The sequence below is a fragment of the Streptomyces sp. NPDC102441 genome (assembly GCF_044765585.1).
Classification (GTDB): Bacteria; Actinomycetota; Actinomycetes; order Streptomycetales; family Streptomycetaceae; genus Streptomyces.
Genome location: NZ_JBIWKH010000013.1, coordinates 223,125 through 239,042, shown reverse-complemented (window position 1 = coordinate 239,042; position 15,918 = coordinate 223,125). Strand labels below are relative to the sequence as shown.

The 15,918-nt window shown below is 70.3% G+C and carries 14 protein-coding genes and 2 pseudogenes; 6 read left to right on the top strand and 10 right to left on the bottom strand.

Annotated features, from left to right (window positions below; translation table 11 throughout):
* Nucleotides 1–36: 36 nt before the first annotated feature.
* Complete coding sequence (locus ACIREO_RS27665) at nucleotides 37–1,722, bottom strand: DUF885 domain-containing protein (RefSeq protein ID WP_404114936.1); 1,686 nt, start codon at nucleotides 1,720–1,722, stop codon at nucleotides 37–39.
* Nucleotides 1,723–1,792: 70 nt separating this feature from the next.
* Nucleotides 1,793–2,308 (bottom strand): Lrp/AsnC family transcriptional regulator, encoded by a 516-nt coding sequence (locus ACIREO_RS27660; protein WP_404114935.1) that lies wholly within the window; start codon nucleotides 2,306–2,308, stop codon nucleotides 1,793–1,795.
* A gap of 59 nt (nucleotides 2,309–2,367) precedes the next feature.
* On the opposite strand from ACIREO_RS27660, the gene ACIREO_RS27655 reads away from it, so the two are divergent.
* Nucleotides 2,368–3,588 (top strand): trans-sulfuration enzyme family protein, encoded by a 1,221-nt coding sequence (locus ACIREO_RS27655; protein ID WP_404114933.1) that lies wholly within the window; start codon nucleotides 2,368–2,370, stop codon nucleotides 3,586–3,588.
* On the opposite strand, the gene ACIREO_RS27650 is transcribed toward ACIREO_RS27655, so the two are convergent.
* From ACIREO_RS27650 to ACIREO_RS27640, 3 genes are all read right to left on the bottom strand, one after another.
* The gene (locus tag ACIREO_RS27650; protein WP_404115098.1) at nucleotides 3,518–4,918 is read right to left on the bottom strand and encodes a GNAT family N-acetyltransferase; all 1,401 of its coding nucleotides are present in this window, start codon (nucleotides 4,916–4,918) and stop codon (nucleotides 3,518–3,520) included. The genes ACIREO_RS27655 and ACIREO_RS27650 overlap by 71 nt on opposite strands.
* Nucleotides 4,919–5,025: 107 nt before the next feature.
* A complete protein-coding gene (locus tag ACIREO_RS27645) occupies nucleotides 5,026–6,606 on the bottom strand; it encodes an alkaline phosphatase D family protein (RefSeq protein WP_404114932.1) in 1,581 nt (526 codons plus the stop codon).
* 69 nt (nucleotides 6,607–6,675) lie between these two features.
* Entirely contained in the window at nucleotides 6,676–7,170 is a 495-nt protein-coding gene (locus ACIREO_RS27640) for a hypothetical protein (protein ID WP_404115106.1), read from the bottom strand.
* 1 nt (nucleotide 7,171) lies between these two features.
* Between ACIREO_RS27640 and ACIREO_RS27635 the strand changes: the two are divergent.
* Nucleotides 7,172–7,813, top strand: a pseudogene (locus ACIREO_RS27635) (EamA family transporter); the annotation flags it as partial.
* Here ACIREO_RS27635 and ACIREO_RS27630 read toward each other — a convergent pair.
* Nucleotides 7,775–8,638, bottom strand: a complete 864-nt coding sequence (locus ACIREO_RS27630; RefSeq protein WP_404114930.1) for an alpha/beta fold hydrolase — start codon at nucleotides 8,636–8,638, stop codon at nucleotides 7,775–7,777. The pseudogene ACIREO_RS27635 and the gene ACIREO_RS27630 overlap by 39 nt on opposite strands.
* A gap of 213 nt (nucleotides 8,639–8,851) precedes the next feature.
* Between ACIREO_RS27630 and ACIREO_RS27625 the strand changes: the two genes are divergently transcribed.
* Nucleotides 8,852–9,736 carry an RNA polymerase sigma-70 factor gene (locus ACIREO_RS27625; RefSeq protein WP_404114928.1) on the top strand — a complete coding sequence of 295 codons (885 nt, stop codon included), beginning with the start codon at nucleotides 8,852–8,854 and terminating at the stop codon, nucleotides 9,734–9,736.
* 308 nt (nucleotides 9,737–10,044) lie between these two features.
* Nucleotides 10,045–10,812 (top strand): GntR family transcriptional regulator, encoded by a 768-nt coding sequence (locus ACIREO_RS27620; RefSeq protein WP_404114925.1) that lies wholly within the window; start codon nucleotides 10,045–10,047, stop codon nucleotides 10,810–10,812.
* Between the two features lie 109 nt (nucleotides 10,813–10,921).
* Here the strand turns inward: ACIREO_RS27620 and ACIREO_RS27615 are convergent, their stop codons facing one another.
* Nucleotides 10,922–12,079 carry an ROK family protein gene (locus ACIREO_RS27615; protein WP_404114922.1) on the bottom strand — a complete coding sequence of 386 codons (1,158 nt, stop codon included), beginning with the start codon at nucleotides 12,077–12,079 and terminating at the stop codon, nucleotides 10,922–10,924.
* Nucleotides 12,080–12,278: 199 nt separating this feature from the next.
* Nucleotides 12,279–12,632 (bottom strand): annotated as a pseudogene (locus tag ACIREO_RS27610) (response regulator transcription factor); the annotation flags it as partial.
* On the opposite strand from ACIREO_RS27610, the gene ACIREO_RS27605 reads away from it, so the two are divergent.
* Together ACIREO_RS27605 and ACIREO_RS27600 are read left to right on the top strand one after the other, a co-directional pair.
* Entirely contained in the window at nucleotides 12,585–13,274 is a 690-nt protein-coding gene (locus tag ACIREO_RS27605; RefSeq protein WP_404114920.1) for an ABC transporter permease, read from the top strand. The pseudogene ACIREO_RS27610 and the gene ACIREO_RS27605 sit on opposite strands and share 48 nt — an antisense overlap.
* A gap of 148 nt (nucleotides 13,275–13,422) precedes the next feature.
* The gene (locus tag ACIREO_RS27600; RefSeq protein ID WP_404114918.1) at nucleotides 13,423–13,860 is read left to right on the top strand and encodes a hypothetical protein; all 438 of its coding nucleotides are present in this window, start codon (nucleotides 13,423–13,425) and stop codon (nucleotides 13,858–13,860) included.
* A gap of 30 nt (nucleotides 13,861–13,890) precedes the next feature.
* On the opposite strand, the gene mug is transcribed toward ACIREO_RS27600, so the two are convergent.
* Nucleotides 13,891–14,436 carry a G/U mismatch-specific DNA glycosylase gene (gene mug / locus ACIREO_RS27595; protein WP_404114915.1) on the bottom strand — a complete coding sequence of 182 codons (546 nt, stop codon included), beginning with the start codon at nucleotides 14,434–14,436 and terminating at the stop codon, nucleotides 13,891–13,893.
* A gap of 19 nt (nucleotides 14,437–14,455) precedes the next feature.
* Entirely contained in the window at nucleotides 14,456–15,898 is a 1,443-nt protein-coding gene (purB, locus tag ACIREO_RS27590; protein ID WP_399234446.1) for an adenylosuccinate lyase, read from the bottom strand.
* Nucleotides 15,899–15,918: the final 20 nt, after the last annotated feature.

Genomic DNA, 15,918 nt, shown 5'->3' with positions numbered 1-15,918 from the left:
CCGGTGATCGTGTACCGGCCTCCGGCGCCGCCGGGGTCAGAGCTTGGACAGCTCGTCCACCAGGTCGTCCAGGCCGAGTGACCCCTGCGACAGGGCCGCCATGTGCCAGGCCTTGAGGTCGAACGAGTCGCCGTGGGCCTTGCGGGCGTTCTCCCGGCCCAGGAGCCAGGCACGCTCGCCCAGCTTGTAGCCGATGGCCTGCCCCGGCATCGACAGATAGCGGGTCAGCTCGCTCTCCACGAAGTCGGCGGGCCGTCCGCTGTGGCTGCCGAAGAACTCCTCCGCCAGAGCCGGCGTCCACCGCTCACCCGGGTGGAACGGGGAGTCACCGGGGATCTCCAGCTCCAGATGCATGCCGATGTCGACGATGACCCGGCAGGCACGCATCATCTGCGCGTCCAGATAGCCGAGGCGGCGCTCCGCGTCGGGCAGGAAGCCCAGCTCGTCCATGAGCCGCTCGGCATACAGCGCCCAGCCCTCGGCATTGGCACTGACCTGGCCGACCGACGCCTGGTAGCGCGAAAGACTCTCGGCGACGTGCGTCCACTGCGCGATCTGCAGGTGATGGCCCGGCACGCCCTCGTGGTACCAGGTGGACACCAGGTCGTAGACGGGGAAGCGGGTCTCGCCCATGGTGGGGAGCCAGGTGCGGCCCGGCCGTGAGAAGTCCTCCGACGGCCCGGTGTAGTACGGAGCGGCGGCGCCCCCCGCGGGAGCGATCCGGGACTCCACCTTCCGGACCCGCTCGGCGAGTTCGAAGTGTGTGCCGTCGAGCGCCTCGATGGCCTCGTCCATCAGGCTCTGCAGCCAGACCCGGACCTCGTCGACGCCCTCGATGTGCTTCCCGTGCACGTCGAGATGGGCGAGCGCCTCCCAAGGACCCGCGCCCGGAAGGATCTTGTCCGCCTCGGTCTTCATCTCGGCCAGCAGCCGGTGGTATTCGGACCAGCCGTACGCATACGCCTCGTCGAGATCCAGATCGGTGCCGTTGAACTGTCGTGCCCAGCGGGCGTAGCGCTCCCGGCCCACGGTGTCGGGGGCGCCCTCGACGGCGGGGGCGTACACCTCACTCATCCAGTCCCGCAGGGCGACCAGGGCCCCGGTTGCCCGGGCTGCCGCTTCGTCCAGCTCCGCGCGCAGCGATCCGGGCCCCTCGGCCACGAAGTCCTGGAAGAAGCCGGGGCCGTCCTCCCCGGCCCAGGCGCCCAGCTGGCCGATGAACGTCGCGGTCGGGCGCGGGCCGCCGTGCAGCTTGCGCTCCAGGCCGAGGGCGAGCGAGGCCCGGTAACCCTCGAGAGCCGCCGGGACCGCCCGCAGCCGGTCCACGACCGCGGCCCAGTCCTCGTCCGTCGCCGTCGGTGTCGCCGAGAAGACATCACGGAGACTGTGGGCCGGCGAGTGGATGTTGGAGACGGCCCGCAGGCCCTCCTCGGCATCATGGACGGCGAGTTCGGCCGTCAGGCGCTCCCGCAGCAGTCGCGCACAACGCCTTTCCTCGTCGGTGTCCGCGCCCGGCACCTGCTCGGCCGCGTCGAGTTCCACGAGAGTGCTGCGGATGAGTCCGGCCATGGCGGCCTGGCCGGCAGGCGAGAAATCGGGCAGCCGGCGGGAGCTTTCCGCGACACCGAGATAGGTACCGGTGATCGGGTCGAGTTCGATGTATGCGTCGACGTAGGCGTCGGCGACCTGGCGCGGCAGTGCGCTGCTCGATGTGTCTGACATGTGGGACATCCTCGTACGGCGAAGGCCTCCACGTCACGGGGGGACCGGACTTCGGCCGGAGGAAGATCCTTCATGCCCCGGAGGCGCCCGGACGCTCCGGGCTCCGCACGCCCGTCTCGGGCGGCATGAGAGGCCCGCACTCCCACTGCTGGAAGATCAGCCTGGTCTCCACACGGGCCACCTCGCGGCGTGAGGTGAACTCGTCCAGCACCAGGCGCTGCAGGTCCGTCGGGTCGGCTACGGCCACATGCACCAGGTAGTCGTCGGGCCCGGTGAGGTGGAAGAACGCCCGGGACTCCGGCAGCGCCGTGATCCGTTCGACGAACGGGCCGATGAGCTCCCTGCGGTGCGGCCGGACCTGGACCAGCAGGAGTGCCTCGAGGCCCCGGCCCAGCCGCGCCGGATCGAGCCGCAGCCGGTGCCCGAGGATCACACCGGATCGGCGCAGCCGTGCCACCCGGTCCAGGCACGTCGACGGGGCCACTCCGACTTCCGCGGCGAGCTCCCGGTAAGTCGTCCGCGCATCGTTCTGCAGAAGACGCAGAATGTGCAGATCGACCGGATCAAGAGCGACGGATTCAGCCATCGGGCGAACGTAGCACGGCCTTCTGGCATCATCGGCCGGTCGCTGTTCAGGCTGGTGACATGGACACCGAAGCCTCCTCGCTGACAACCCAGCCCTCCTTCCGGTCCAGGGCGCTCGCCACCGAAGCCGTGCACGCCGGACGCGACGACCTCGCCTCTCTCGGTCTGCACGCCGCGCCCATAGATCTGTCCACCACCTATCCCTCGTACGACTCCCGGGGAGAGGCGGAGCGCATCGACGCCTTCGCCGCCACCGGGGCCAGGCCCGAGGGGCCGCCCGTGTACGCACGGCTCGACAACCCGACGACGGGCCGTTTCGAAACGGCCCTCGCCCGGCTGGAAGGCGCCGCCGCCGCAGTCGCCTTCGCCAGCGGAATGGCGGCGCTCACCGCGGTCCTGCTGGCTCGCGCGAGCGTGGGCCTGCGCCATGTGGTCGCGGTGCGGCCGCTCTACGGCTGCAGCGACCATCTCCTGGGAGCCGGACTGCTGGGAACCGAGGTGACCTGGACGGATCCGGCGGGCATCGCCGAAGCGATCCGCCCGGACACCGGTCTGGTGATGATCGAGACACCCGCCAACCCGACGCTCGCCGAGATCGATATCAGAGCTGTAGCGCACTCCTGCGGCTCCGTACCGCTCCTCGTCGACAACACCTTCGCCACGCCTGTGCTGCAACGGCCCCTCGAACACGGGGCCCGGATCGTGCTGCACAGCGCCACCAAATATCTGGGCGGTCACGGTGATGTGATGGGCGGCGTAGTCGCCTGCGACGAGGAGTTCGCCGCGACGCTGCGGCAGGTGCGGTTCGCCACCGGGGGAGTGCTGCATCCGATGGCGGGCTATCTGCTGCTGCGCGGGCTGTCCACACTGCCGGTAAGGGTCCGGGCGGCGTCCGCCGCCGCGGCCGAACTGGCGCGCAGGCTCTCGGCCGACCCCCGCGTCGCCCGCGTGCACTACCCCGAGGTGGGGGGCGCGATGGTGTCCTTCGAGGTGTTCGGGGATCCGCACGGGGTCATCGGGGGAGTCCGGCTGATCACGCCGGCCGTGAGCCTCGGCAGTGTGGACACGCTCATCCAGCATCCGGCCTCCATCAGCCACCGCATCGTGGGTGAAGGAGACCGGAGGGCCGCCGGAGTCGGTGACCGGCTGCTGCGTATGTCGGTCGGCCTCGAGGATGTCGAGGACCTGTGGGCGGATCTGTGCCGGGCGCTCAGTGAGGGAAGCGCTGTTCCGTCTGCGGCGCGAACTGCTGGACGGGAACCTCGGACAGCCGCGCGGTGATGACCAGGGTGCCTTCCTCGATCTGGTAGTCGAGGGGCAGCGAGAGCGCCCGCATGGCGGCCACCATCCCCGTGTTGTGGGCCTGCGTCACCGCGTAGACGCTCTCGCAGCCCGCCTCGACGGCCAGGGCCACCAGCCTGCCGAGGAGCTCGGAACCGATACCGCGGCGCTGCCAGTCGTCCTCGACGAGGAGGGCGACCTCGGTCTCGTCCCCGTCCCAGAGCAGATGGCCGAGAGCCACCAGTCGTCCGGAGGCCGTCTGCACGGCGAGCGTGCGGCCGAAGCGGGGGCTCAGCAGGTGGTCCAGATACCGGTCGGCGTCACGGACCGGACCGTGGTAGCGCAGGCCGAGGGTGTGCTCGGAGCAGCGTCCGTGCATGGCGAGGGCGGAGTCGAGGTCGCCGCGGTCCGCGCGGCGCACGGTGATCTCGTTTCCCTCGGGCAGGGTGAGGACGTCCTCACTGCGCGGCACGCGCGGGCCGAGCCGTGCGTCGAGCTCGACCAGCGCCCGGGCGCGGGCGAACTCCGTCGGGGTGAAGGGGAGGTAGGGGCGCTCCACGGTGATGACGCCGCCCGACGGATCGCACAGCCTCATCACGGTGTCCTCCAGGACACCTTCGACCGGTGCGTTCTCCCCGGTAGGGCGGCCCGTGGCCGACTGCGCGGGCAGCGAGTGGATGGTGCACCGGCCCAGGAGCTGACGCAGCGCCAGCGGCAGCTCCGCCGCGTCCAGCGCGGTGCGTGTGGCGAGGCCGAGCACCCGGGTGGGTGTGTCCACCAGGTCGTGGGCGTCCGCGCGCTCGATCCAGGTGGCGGACCCGCCCGCGGCTGAGATCTCCCGGGTGAGCTGCTGGGCCGGCAGCACCGCGGGGGCACGCAGCAGGAACTCGTCGACCGTGCCCTCGGCCAGCGGGTGTGTCTGCAGGGTCAGGACGTCGATCCGGTGACGGGCCAGGGCGACGCAGAGGGAGGCCAGGGTGCCTGGGGTGTCCCGCACGGTCGTCCGCATCCGCCAGAGCACCGTTCCGGCACCCTCTTCGGCGTCCGCGTCCGCGTCCGCCTCGGCGTCGGCGGAGGGAAGCTCCGGACCGGTGCCGGTGCCGGTGTCCGGGGGTGGTGCGTGGCTGTGCCGTCGCGCCCACCATGTGTGGAAGGCGGCCGTGGCGACCAGGGCCACGGCCGAGGCCATGAGCAGATAGGGCCCGTCGGGCTGGTGCCCGATCAGGTTGGCGATCGCGTCGGCCACGGCCACGGCGGTGAAGAGCGCGGCCAGTTCGATCAGGTCCCGCCGCCAGTGGTGCGGACGGCGGGCACTCTTCGCGGATGTCACATCAGTCATGCCTTCACTGTGACCCAACGGTGTTGCCTGGTCACGAACGCATTGTGACTGATGGGTTACGTGTGGATCTGGTCGCCTTCAGTACGTTATTCGAGCAGTCACTGTGCAGTGCGCCCCGGCTGCAGCACCTTGCTGAACAGGACCGCCCCTCCCTGTGCCCGGAGCCGCACGGTCAGCTCCCCGCTCCCGCCGTCGATGTCGACCTCTCCGAAGAACTGCGGCTGCTCCATGGGGGACACGTTCTCCCGGTCGGGCGCTCGGACGAAGACCCGCTCCGGGCCGAACGTGCCGTCCAGCGCGTTGGCGGGGAAGCTGCCCGCGGCCAGTGGGCCCGAGACGAACTCCCAGAACGGCGCGAAGTCCTTGAAGGCCGCACGCTCGGGCGCGTAGTGCTGGGCGGAGGTGTAATGCACGTCGGCCGTCAGCCAGACGGTACCGGTGATACGCCGGTGCTTGATGTAGCGCAGCAGCTCGGCGATCTGCAGTTCGCGCCCCAGGGGTGCGCCCGGGTCACCCTGGGCGACCGCCTCGAAGTCCGTGGCTCCGTCCGGGACCACCAGCCCGAGCGGCATGTCGGCGGCGATCACCTTCCACACCGCACGCGACTTCGACAGTTCGCGCTTGAGCCAGCTCAGCTGTTCGGCGCCGAGGATGCCCGTGATGTCGTCGGGCTGCCGGCCGGGGGAGTTGGCGTTGCGGAAGGACCGCATGTCCAGCACGAACACATCGAGCAGCGGACCGTGCCGCACGACGCGGTGCATGCGCCGCTCGTCGGGAGAGACCTGGAGCGTCGGTACCGGGAAGTACTCGCGGAACGCCCGCATCGAGCGCGCCGCGAGCCGGTCCACGTTCTTCTCGGTGTACCGGACGTCGTCGAGGATCTGTCCGGGGTACCAGTTGTTGCGTACCTCGTGGTCGTCCCACTGGATGATGGAGGGAACCTGCGCGTTGAACGCCCGCAGATTGGCGTCGAGCAGGTTGTACCGGAAGTTCCCGCGGTACTCGTCCAGGGTCTCGGCGACCTTCGACTTCTCGGGGGTGGTGACGTTGCGCCAGATCCGCCCGTCGGGCAGCGTCACGCTGGGCTCGAGGACCCCGTCCGCGTAGATGTTGTCGCCGCTGCACAGGAAGAAGTCCGGGTTCAGTCGGCGCATCTCGTCGTACACCCGGTAGCCGCCGATGTCGGGGTTGATGCCCCAGCCCTGCCCCGCGATGTCGCCGGACCAGAGGAATCGCACCCCGTCACGCCGGCGCGCCGGTGCCGTGCGGAAGGTGCCGTACACCGGCTTGCCCGTGCGGCGGGGGTCGTGCGGGTCCGCGAGTGTGACGCGGTAGTGCACCTGCTCACCGGCCGGCAGTCCGTACAGCGGGGTCGTGCCTGTGAAGTCCGTACCGGCGCCGACCAACGGGCCGTGCCATGTGCGGGCGCGGCGGAAGGACTCGGTCGCGGAGGTCTCCACCACCATCTGTGCGGGGCGGTCCGAACGGATCCACACGAGGGCTGACGACGCCGTGACATCACCGACCTGCACGCCCCAGGACGCGCTCGGCCGGCCCGACAGCGCGAACGCGGGAGCCGTGGTGACCGCTGCGGGTACGGCGACCGCGGCCGAGGCCAGGAGCGAGCCACGCAACACGGTGCGACGGCCGGGGGCCGGGACGAGGGGACGGTTCGACATCGATGCGCCTCCATGGGCGAGAGGGCTGCCGGAGCAGCGGGGGCGGACAGGCTGATTACAGACCTATGCCTAGTCCCTGGCAGCGGCGGGCACGCCAACCGCAGATGAACAACCGGTCGGTCCGTCCCTACGCCTCGACCGCCAGGGCCTGGCCGCCGGGCCACTCGGACCGCCTCGGCCAGCAGCCGGACACCGTGCTCGATGGCGGCGGGAGCCAGATGCGCGGGCCCAGTCGAGCAGCTCGCCGCGCCGCCGGGCTGAGTACGCGATTCCGGCGGGGAACTGGTGAGCCGGGGTCGTCACCACCGCGCGCACGCCGGAGCGCAGCAGCGGTTCCACCGCCAGTCCTTCGTCGCCGAGCGGCAGCGGAACCGTCGTCAGGCCGGCGGAGGCGAACAGCGAGGCGTACTCGGGGCTGCCGGGATCCTCGGCACCCACCGCTGTCGTGCCACGCTCGCGCAGGACGAACCCCAGCAGAGTCGTCGCCTGGGCCACCCCCGAGCACACCACCAGCCGCTCCGGATCGGCCACCACGCCACGGCGCCTGGTGAGCAGGGACGCCATCGACCTAGCCGTCCTGGCCGCGGAACGTACGGCCGAACCAGCGGTACCGGGAGTGCTCGTCGGCTGCGCGCCCATCGTCGTCGGCGTCCTCGTGCCCGCCCTGGGAGGGCGCCGCCCCGCCCGGGCCGTCCTTACGCGGCGGGTCTCGTGGCCGTCGGCGCCTTCACCGTGCAGGGGTGGGGCCGGACCGACCTGGCGAGCCTCCACTCGGTGGGCGCGCTGGGCGGAGAGGTCGGCTTCGCGGTCCTCTCCGTGCCTGTGCTGCGCCCCCCCTCGGACCGAAACTGCTGTAGGCGGCCGTGTGCGCCGTGGCGGCCGTCGAATCCGCGCTGCTCGGCGTTCTCCTCGACGGAGGAGTCCTTCTGCCGACGCCCACCGTGGGGGGAGGCCCTGGCGTTGCTCTGGCAGGCGGCTGTGGTCACCGTCATCGGCTTTGTGTGCTGGTACAGCGGTATGCGCCGCATCGGGGCCGAGCGGGCCACGCTCTTCTCCGGGCCGATCCCCGTATCGGCCGCGCTGACCGCACCGCTGGTCGGCACGGGGACGGTACGGCGCGGGTCAGGGCGTGGGGAGCCTGTTGGTGGGTCTGGGGGTGGCGCTGGTCTCAGGCGTTCTGGGACGGCGCGGCAACGGTGCGTCGGCGGCTCGTGTCGAGGATGACCCGCGCGACGGCGGCAGGGTCGTCGTTCATCGGGACGTGGCCGCAGCCAGGAAGGCGGACGAGCCGGGCGCCCGGTATCACTTGCTTGGCCCTGACGCCCTGCCGGTGCAGCAGCAGACGGTCCTTGCTGCCCCAGGCGATGCTGACGGGGACGTCCGGTATGTCGTCGGTGAACGCGACGGTCAGCCCGGCCTCCAGAGTCTGCCGGAAACCTGTGGCCTCGCGCAGGGCGACGGTCTCCGACACGACCGCACCGGGTGAACGGCGGCCGGGGCGTGCGTAGATGGTGCTCGTCAGCACGGTGCGACCGGGTGAGCTCTTCGACAGCCGCTCGATCAGCGGCATCGGCATCGAGAGGGCTGCCCCGCGCATCGCCCGCAGCACCCCGAAGGCGTAGCGGCGCTCGCTCTGTGTCCAGAACCCCGCGGGGGACAGGGCCGTCACCGAGCGAACGAGCCTCTCTCGGCCCGACTCCAGTGCCAGCAAGCCGCCCAGGGAGTTCCCGGCCACATGCGGCCGTGCCACGCCGAGTGCGTCGAAGAACGAGCCGAGGACCGTAACCATGGTCCGCGGGTCATGGCTGAGCCCCTCCGGAAGCGCGGGCGAGGCGCCGAATCCGGGCAGGTCCACAGCGATGACGTCCCGCTCGGCAGCCAGGATGTGCAGGACCGGGTCCCACGCCTGACGGTGATGGCCGATCCCGTGCAGGAGCACCAACGGGTCACCCGAACCGGTTCGTTCGTGCGACACGTCGACCGTGTGGCGGCCGGCAGGAGAGCCCACTGTGAACGAGACCGTGGTGGCCATGCTGCTCCTCGGGACGAGTGTGCCGGGCCGGCGCGGGCGGCGCCGGCCAGGCGGGGACGGGCGGTCTGCCAGGCGAGGAGGGACGGTCTGCCAGGCGGGGGCGGACGGAATGAGACGCCGTGTCAACAATGATTACCGCCGGGTAGCCCGAAGTTCAAGGGGCTCGTGCGATTCCTCCTGGACACCCTCAGGCGCGTCGGCTGGGATGGAAGGGTGACTGCCGACACCGTGACCGATCTCTTCGAAGAACACCGTCCTTTCCTCACCGGGGTCGCCTACCGCATGCTCGGCCGCGTCGCCGACGCCGAGGACGTGGTGCAGGAGGCATGGCTGCGCTGGTCGTCGGCGGGGCGAGATGAGGTGCGGGAGCCTCGGGCCTTTCTCGTGCGGATCACCACACGTCTGTCCATCGACCGGCTGCGCCATCTGCGGTCCCGGCGTGAGGCGTACGTGGGGCCCTGGCTGCCCGAACCCGTGATCACCGAATTCGGCCCGGCCGCCCCTGATTCCGCCGAGCGTGCGGTGCTCGCGGACTCCGTGTCCGTCGCCGTGCTGGTCGTCCTCGAAACCCTGTCCCCGCTGGAGCGTGCGGTCTTCGTCCTGCGCGAGGCCTTCGGCTTCCCGTATGCGGAGATCGGCGCCGCCCTCGACCGGTCCGAGGCAGCGGTACGCCAGCTCGCCGGCCGCGCGAAGCACCATGTGGAGGAGCGTAAGCCGAGGTACGAGGTGGACCCGGCCGTACGACGCGAACTCACCCAGCGCTTTCTCGCCGCCGCTTCGGGCGGGGACCTCGAGCAACTGCTCGCCCTGCTGGCCCCTGACGTGCGCCTCGTCAGTGACGGCGGGGGCAAGGCGAAGGCCGCCCGGCGGATCATCGAGACCGCTGACAAGGTCGGCCGGTTCCTCCTCGCAGTGGGCAACGGTCTGCCGTCCGGTACGGAGGTGAGGCCCGCGGAGCTCAACGGGGGCCCTGCTCTGGTGTTCAGCGTCGACGGGAAGGTGGACACCGTCTTTCAGGCGGAGGTCAGCGATGGGGTGATCCGATGCGTCTACCTCATGCGCAACCCGGACAAGCTGGCTGGGGTCCACGTGCATTAGGGCCTCCGGCGGCCCGGATCCCGCCGGGCTCCGCTCCACGCGCTCGCGGCCCCGGACAGTTCCGCGAGTCCGTTGTTCCCCGAAAGCCCCACGGACGGTGCCGTCCGTGGGGCTTCGTGTTGCCGCGTCCCACAGCGGCAAGAACGTCCCGTGAACGCTCTGCGGCAGGAGGCCGTTCCACAGCGTGACGGCACGAGGATTGGTCTTGACCAAGGTGGTTCGCCGTCCTAAGGTCTGAACGATAAGGCAGGAACCTTTAATAAATAACGTCGCGGAAAACAAGCCACCGGGCGGATGCGGAGGACAAGGTGGGGACCACGCAGCTGGAATCGGTGCAGGAGCCGAAGTACTGGCACCTCAGGACCGTGCTCAGTGAGGCACTCGACTCGGACTTCGCGGTGGGAGAGGTACTGCCCAACGAGCGGGATCTCGCGGCGCGCTTCGGCGTCGCACGGGCCACTCTCCGGCAGGCACTGGAGCAGCTGGAGCTCGAAGGCAGGCTGCAGCGACGCCGCGGCGTGGGCACGACCGTCGCACCGCCCCGGGTCGGAGTAGCCGTCGCGACCGCGCAGCACGGGTGGGCGGGCGGCGATACCGACGAGGCATGGCAGCCCGTCGAGTGTGCCACCGATACCGCTCCTGCCCAGGTCACAGCGCTGCTCGGCACGGATTCCGGTGAGCCCGTGCACGTGGTGCGCCGTATCCGTGTCGCGCAGGGGCAGGCCGTAGCGGCCGAACTCCTGTATGTGCCGACGTCGTCGGTGCCCGAACTCTCGGCCATCGAAGCGCCTTCCGGGCCTGCCCGGGCGCGAAGTGTCCTCAGGGAACTGCACCGCCTCGCCCTCGACGGCCAGGACCGCTCCGTCGAACTCGGTTCGGCCCGCGCGGACGACGCGAAGGAGCTCGACCGGCTCCCCGGCGCACCGGTTCTCGTGGTCACCACGCGGCATTTCGCCGCCGCCGGCACCGCGGCGGTATCGGTCGCCACCTACAGGGCCGACACCTGCCGGCTCACCTTCGGGGATTCCGGGGCGCTGGAGATCAGCCACGACGAGCAGGAGCGCAAAGCCTCCTGACGTCCGAAAAGCTTCCCGATGTGATCGGGAGGCCGGCTTCGCGGACCATGTCCGCCCCGAATTCCCTGCTCCGGTACCGGAGTCCGGTCCTCCTTACGGCCCGTCGCTGTCAGCGGCGGGCCGTCACCGTTCCTTCCACGGCGAAGAGCTCTTCCTCCACGTGGTCCAGTGCCAGCCGCAGCGCGCCGGTGGCCACGGCTACCTCGCCGAGGAGCGACAGGGTCACCCGGGGAGGCCGCAGACAGTAGAGGGCGAGCTTGTCGCGGAGCGGATCGAGGACGCCGTCCAGGCCGGCGGCCCATCCGCCGATGACCACGAGCTCAGGATCCAGTGCCAGCACCAGAGCGGCGACATCGTGCACCAGACGCTGTATGAAGCGCGCGACCGCGGCCTGCGCCCCGGCATCGCCGTGCTTGGCCTTGGCGAAGACCGCGGCCACGGCGTGTTCGTCCAGGGGGTCCAGCGGGGTGTCCGTCGTGGAGAGCAGGTGTTCAGGCGTGACGTCGCGGCCCAGGAGATGCAGCGCGCCGATCTCCCCGGCCGCGCCGCCGAATCCGCGGTGCAGCCGGCCGCCGATGAGCGACCCGGCGCCAGGGCTCAGACCGGCCAGGACGAAGACGATGTCGTCGGACTCGGTCGCCGCGCCCTTCCAGTGTTCGGCCACCGCGGCCGCGTTGGCGTCGTTCTCCACCAGGACGGGGCACCGGAAGGAGCGCCGCAGCCTCTCGCCGAGCGCGAGGCCGGTCCAGTCCGGCAGGGCCGTGCCCAGCCGGACGGTGCCGTCGGCCTCCACGATGCCGGGGCTGCCTACTCCTACCGCACGCAAACTGCTCCGCTGCACTCCGGCACGGCGCAGAACATCGGCGATCATGCCTCTGACCTGGTCGAGTCTGTCATCCGCGCACGCAGTCTCGGAGACGTCCCGTGAGCCCGCGCCGACGATCCGGCCGTCCAGTCCGGAAAGCAGGGCGGAGATCCGGTGCGGTCCGATCTCGATGCCCAGCAGATACCCGGCCTCGGCACGGAACCTGAAGCGTCTCGCGGGCCGGCCCTGTCGCCTGGTGCCGCTCTCGTCGGGCAGCGCCTCCACCACCAGGCCCGCCCCGAAGAGCCCTTCGACGACACCTTCGACAGTGGGACGCGACAGACCTGTGATGCGGGTCAAGTCTGTGAGCGTCGGTGAATCAGCCCCTCGCAGGGCGTGCAACACCACCGCGGAATTGATCCTCCGCAGCAGAGACGGGTCCCCACCGGTCAGCCGGCCCACCGTGTGTCCTCCCAGGTCGTGCCCATGTCTGCCGGATCGTACTCGCTGACACCGACCTCGGCGACCAGCACCCGGAGAGAGACAACCGGCACCGGCCCCGGCCCCCAGCACGGCTCCGCCGGCATGGGGCCGGTAAGGCCCGCGTGGATCCACGAAGGCCGGTCCGGCGCCAGGAAGGCACCGACCCGGTGCCCCGAAATCAGCCTGGCGCCACGAACCCCGACTCGTAGGCCGCGATCACCGCCTGAGTACGGTCCCTCGCGCCCAACTTCGCGAGCACCGCGCTGACATGTGTCTTCACGGTCTCCACTCCCACGACGAGCTCGGCGGCGATCTCCGCGTTGGAACGGCCCCGTGCCATCAGGCGGAGCACCACCGCTTCGCGGTCGGTGAGGGCTGCCCGGTCCATCGCGTCCCGCGCCTTGCTCGTGCCGTACTCCGCGGCGAGCTGCCGGACCGCGGCGGGGAAGAGCAGCGACTCGCCCTCCGCCACCAGCCTCACCGCGTGGACGATCTCCGCGGGCCGGGCCCGCTTGAGCAGAAACCCGTCCGCCTCGTCACCGTGCTGGCCTCCTCCACCGTCGGGCAGGCAGAAGCGGGCAACCCGGGTAACGATCTTCTCTTCTCCGCCTTCTACGCGCTGAACTTCGGCCAGATCGCGGCCATCAGCTTCGGCGCGACCGCTCTGTCGTCCGAGTTCCTGAACGGTGCCCTACGGACATCGCTCACAGCCGTCCCCAGCCGCAGCCGCTTCTACATCGCAAAGATGGCGATGATCGGTGGGCTCACCCTGGTCATCGGGCTGATCACCAGCTTTGCCGCATTTCTGGTGGGGCAGCTGTTCATGGGCGAGTACAGGATCCGTCTGGGGGAACCAGGCACCCTGCGTGCTGCGTTCGGTGGTGGCGTCTACCTCGCTCTGATGGCGCTGTTCGCAGCGGGGCTGACGGCGGTGTTGCGCAGCGCGGTTGCTGTGCTCAGTCTGCTCATTCCCTTCATTCTGGTCGTCTCCTTCGTGGTCGGAGACATAGCGGGAGGCGTCGCCCAGTACCTCCCCGACCGAGCAGGGCAGTTGGTGCTCCGCGGACAACATGCGGGGGGCCTCGGACCTTGGACGGGGCTGGCCGTCACCGCGGGGTGGGCGGCGGTCGCACTGGTCGCCGGCTGGTGGGCCCTCAGGAAGCGAGACGCCTGAGGCGCGGCGCCGGAGTGGGCGCGGCTCGCACCCACAGCCCGTATGGCCGGCTTCCAGCATCGTCGCGTGGTCGGCTCACAGCACCTCGGGAGAGCAAGGGACGTTCTGGCCGGCGCCATGTGTCAGTGCGAGGCGGTTTACTGACGGTATGACCACCGCACATCACCTCCGCCTCATCGACGGGATGCGCACCGAGGTATTTCCCTCGGAGCGCGGTCCGTCGGGCTCGGGAATCAGCGGACCTGGCTACCACACAGCGCTCCTCCTGGGTGAGGACGACCAAGGGGACGGAGACGAGGCGGACCGCCTCGAGCTCCGGGCGCAATGCCTGGCGGAACACGACGCCCTGCTCGCGCTGCTCACCTCGCGCTGGGGCGAACCGCAGCCTGTCAGCCTGTGGAGCGCACAGGAACGGATGATGGCGGGGGAGGTGATAGCCGAACCCTGGGCCGACCCCGTCGCGAGCTGTGAGCATCTTCAGCTCTGGCGGGCGGAGGACCGTTGGATCGCCGTCGTGCTGTACCTGGAGGACGACGGACCGGGCTGCGAGCTCGGGATACTGGTCACCGTGGTCGACCCGCCCTGAGTCACCCACGACGCCCTGTCGCCGGCCCTGTCAATGGCCGCCGCGGCCGACCGCCGCCGACAGACGGGCGTACTCGTCGGCCATGGTGCTCACGGTCCAGTGTGCGTTCAGACCGCTCGGGTTGGGCAGCGCCCAGACACGCGCGCCGCCGATGGTCCGCTCCTGCGGACCGATCCGCGCACGGCGATCGCCGAAAGACGTGCGATAAGCGGTGACCCCGACCACGGCCAGCCACAGCGGGCCCAGTTCTTCCACCTTGGCCGACAGTACTTTTCCGCCCTCACGGAATTCGTCCGGGCTCAGCTCGTCCGCCCGCGCCGTGGCCCTGGCCACCACATTGGTGATGCCCAGGCCATATTGCGGAAGCTGATCCTGCTCCGACGGTTTCAACTGCCGGGGTGTGAACCCCGACCGATGCAGCACCGGCCAGAACCGATTGCCCGGATGGGCGAAATGGTGCCCCGTGGCGGCTGTCATGAGGCTCGGGTTGATTCCGCAGAACAGCACACGCAGACCACCCGCGACCACGTCGGGTACGACGCGATCGCGGGCGGCCAGTAGCTCTTCGGGTGTCATCCGGCAGTGGAGCAGGCCGTCAGAGGATGGAACCGGGGGTGTACGCCGCGGCCTCCGGGTGCTGCTTGGCGATCTCCTCGATCCTGGACACCAGAACGGCGACCTGATCGCCCGCCGCACCGGTGAACGAGAGCTTGTCCGCCATCAGGGCATCGAGCTCACCGCGGTCGAGCGGGATCCGCTCGTCGGCGGCCAGCTTGTCCAGCAGCTCGTTGCGCTCGGCTCCCTGCTCACGCATGGCGAGAGCCGAGGCGACCGCGTTCTCCTTGATCGCCTCGTGCGCGACCTCGCGGCCGACCCCGGCGCGTACCGAGCCCATCAGCACCTTGGTCGTGGCGAGGAAGGGGAGGTACCGGTCCAGCTCACGTGCCACGACCGCGGGGAAGGCGCCGAACTCGTCGAGCACGGTGAGGAACGTCTCCAGCAGACCGTCGAACGCGAAGAAGGCGTCAGGCAGCGCGACCCGGCGGACCACGGAGCAGGACACATCGCCCTCGTTCCACTGGTCGCCCGCCAGCTCGCCCGTCATCGACGCGTAGCCCCGCAGGATCACCATCAGGCCGTTGACCCGCTCGCAGGAGCGCGTGTTCATCTTGTGCGGCATCGCCGACGAGCCGACCTGGCCCGGCTTGAAGCCTTCCGTCACCAGCTCGTGTCCTGCCATCAGCCGGATGGTCTTGGCGACCGACGAGGGGGCCGCGGCCAGTTGCACCAGCGCGGTGACCACGTCGTAGTCGAGGGAACGGGGGTAGACCTGGCCGACGGAGGTGAAGGCATGGGCGAAGCCCAGGTGCCCGGCGACGCGCTGCTCCAGGTCGGCGAGCTTGCTCGCGTCGCCACCCAGCAGGTCCAGCATGTCCTGCGCAGTGCCGACGGGTCCCTTGATGCCGCGCAGCGGGTAACGGCCCAGCAGGTCCTCCAGCCGCCCGTACGCCACGAGCAGCTCGTCCGCGGCGGTCGCGAAGCGCTTGCCGAGCGTGGTCGCCTGTGCGGCCACGTTGTGCGAACGGCCCGCGATGACCAGCTCGCTGTACTCCGCCGCCAGCTTGCCCAGCCGCGCCAGGACCGCCACCGTACGGTCGCGCATCAGCTCCAGCGAGAGCCGGATCTGCAGCTGCTCGACATTCTCGGTGAGGTCCCGGGAGGTCATGCCCTTGTGGACCTGCTCATGGCCGGCGAGAGCGTTGAACTCCTCGATCCGTGCCTTCACGTCGTGCCGGGTGACCTTCTCACGCTCGGCGATCGAAGCGAGGTCGACCTGGTCGATCACGCGCTCGTAGTCGGCCGGCGCAGCGTCGGGTACCTCGATCCCGAGGTCCTTCTGAGCGCGCAGCACCGCCAGCCACAGCTGACGTTCCAGCTTCACCTTCTGCTCGGGGGACCAGAGGACGGCCAGCTCCGTGGAGGCATAGCGGCCGGCCAGGACATTGGGGATGCGAGGCTTCGCAGACACAGCAGTCACGTGTCCGGATTCTACTGGCG

Bases quoted from the DNA above. Each gene is read 5' to 3' on its own strand.
- ACIREO_RS27665 (WP_404114936.1), bottom strand. From the start codon at position 1,722: ATGTCAGACACATCGAGCAGCGCACTGCCGCGCCAGGTCGCCGACGCC.
- ACIREO_RS27660 (WP_404114935.1), bottom strand. From the start codon at position 2,308: ATGGCTGAATCCGTCGCTCTTGATCCGGTCGATCTGCACATTCTGCGT.
- ACIREO_RS27655 (WP_404114933.1), top strand. From the start codon at position 2,368: ATGGACACCGAAGCCTCCTCGCTGACAACCCAGCCCTCCTTCCGGTCC.
- ACIREO_RS27645 (WP_404114932.1), bottom strand. From the start codon at position 6,606: ATGTCGAACCGTCCCCTCGTCCCGGCCCCCGGCCGTCGCACCGTGTTG.
- ACIREO_RS27640 (WP_404115106.1), bottom strand. From the start codon at position 7,170: ATGGCGTCCCTGCTCACCAGGCGCCGTGGCGTGGTGGCCGATCCGGAG.
- ACIREO_RS27630 (WP_404114930.1), bottom strand. From the start codon at position 8,638: ATGGCCACCACGGTCTCGTTCACAGTGGGCTCTCCTGCCGGCCGCCAC.
- ACIREO_RS27600 (WP_404114918.1), top strand. From the start codon at position 13,423: ATGACCACCGCACATCACCTCCGCCTCATCGACGGGATGCGCACCGAG.
- mug (WP_404114915.1), bottom strand. From the start codon at position 14,436: ATGACACCCGAAGAGCTACTGGCCGCCCGCGATCGCGTCGTACCCGAC.